The sequence below is a fragment of the Acetobacter sicerae genome, assembly GCF_011516765.1.
Taxonomy (GTDB): Bacteria; Pseudomonadota; Alphaproteobacteria; order Acetobacterales; family Acetobacteraceae; genus Acetobacter; species Acetobacter sicerae.
The window spans coordinates 1-1491 of the sequence record NZ_JAAABN010000064.1 but is presented as its reverse complement, the minus strand read 5'-3'; the positions used below and the strand labels follow the sequence as shown (position 1 = coordinate 1491).

Sequence of the window (1491 nt, the reverse complement as noted above, 5' to 3'; positions counted from 1 at the left end):
GTTGGTCGTGATGTTGCCGCTGACGGATGAGCAATGGAGGGCAGCAAATGCCGCCCCGTATGCCCGTGATAAAGGACCGATGCCAGCGATTGAAGCATCCATCCGCGCCATAGGAACGCCGGTTGATAGTTCTGTGCCGGTTGTCGGTTCGGTCGCGCCATGGCAGGCAGAAGCCGCCGAAAATGGGCGCGGTTGGACCATTTTGCATCCCTACGGAATGGGTGCAAAGCGCCATTCCGTCAATCTCGTCCGCCAGTCCAACCACCTTGCCGCGCTCGCAGAGACACAGGCTGAGACGGACAGAAGAGCCGCCGCAGTCATCGCCGCAATTTGCCGGGACGTTTCGGAACTGCCGGACAGAACAAGCACGGATGATGATCCAAGTATGATGACGGTCACTCAGGAAGAACTGGAACTAATCGTCAGAAGAAACATCCTTTCAGGAGCCGCATCATGAGCTCGACACCAGAAATGATCGAGGCTGCGGCACGGGCGATCTGCACGCGGCAGGGGTTCAAACCGGATATGATTTGCGCTCTGACAGGAGTGCCGCAATGGAAGACTTTTACGAGAGATGCAGAAGAAGCCATCAAAGCCGCCCTCGCCGCGATGTGGCTACCATTCCCGCAAAAGTCCCCGCCTCACCATTGCGACGTGATGGTAAAAACGTGGGATGGAATCGTAATGAATGATGAGCTGACTGAAGATGGCTGGATGATCGCCAGCGATGACGATGTTGTCGCGTTTGCTTCCATCGCCATTTTCGAGGACCGCAAGTAATGGCCCGGACGCGAGAAGAGCAGAACAACGAACTGCGAGAAGAACTCGCGAGTGCGCTAGATTACGAAAATCTATCGCAGGCGGATTGGATCATTAAAGAGATCGAAGAAGCCGAACAGCGCGGCTACGAATGGGCGCGGGCTGAGTGTGCGGAAGATACGAAGCGGCTGGATTGGCTCGGCGGAAATGTGACGCTCGGCGCACGCTTCTTTCTTCGTGGCGGATGGGCCGCAATGCACAACGACACGGTGATTGGCTACGGAGAAACGCTCCGCTCCGCCATCGACGCCGCCATGAAGGGGGATGAGAATGTCTGACGAAGTGAAGCTGCATTCGTGGCTGGAATTGATGAATGCCGCTCTGCAATCGCGGCTGATCGTGGGGAGGTTGTGGGATGAGTGATTGGCGACCGATAAGCGAACATGATGGCAGCACAAAGCATGTTCTTGGAATGGATAAGCGCGGCGATGTCTGCTCGATGTGGTATTTCGCGCCATCATCGAAAACGCGGAATTGGTGGCGCGTCGGTGGTAATGGACGCCGGCCAGAGGAGTGCTTCCCTATTTATTTCTGTGAGCATCCAGCGATACCAGAGGAGATCGCCGATGAGTGAAGCGATCACACCGCGGCTGCTGTCCCGCGAACAGGCTGCCTATTATGTCGGAATGTCAGTCGGGCTGTTCCGCGACATTGTCGAACCAGTTGTTCGGC

Annotated in this window: 3 protein-coding genes; all 3 read left to right on the top strand. The window is 56.3% G+C overall.

What is annotated here, in order from left to right; genetic code table 11:
* Positions 1-457, top strand: a 457-nt coding sequence (locus GVI59_RS18560; protein ID WP_206752387.1) for a hypothetical protein, incomplete at its 5' end; no start/stop codon positions are given.
* Positions 454-780, top strand: coding sequence for a hypothetical protein (locus tag GVI59_RS18555; protein ID WP_173575517.1), 327 nt, complete (start codon positions 454-456; stop codon positions 778-780). The genes GVI59_RS18560 and GVI59_RS18555, both read left to right, overlap by 4 nt.
* On the top strand, positions 780-1097 hold the full coding sequence (locus GVI59_RS18550) for a hypothetical protein (protein ID WP_173575516.1): 318 nt from the start codon (positions 780-782) through the stop codon (positions 1095-1097). Before GVI59_RS18555 ends, GVI59_RS18550 begins: the two co-directional genes overlap by 1 nt.
* Positions 1098-1491: the final 394 nt, after the last annotated feature.

What these genes read in the sequence shown, in the direction of transcription:
- GVI59_RS18555 (WP_173575517.1), top strand. Translation starts at nt 454, where the DNA reads ATGAGCTCGACACCAGAAATGATCGAGGCTGCGGCACGGGCGATCTGC.
- GVI59_RS18550 (WP_173575516.1), top strand. Translation starts at nt 780, where the DNA reads ATGGCCCGGACGCGAGAAGAGCAGAACAACGAACTGCGAGAAGAACTC.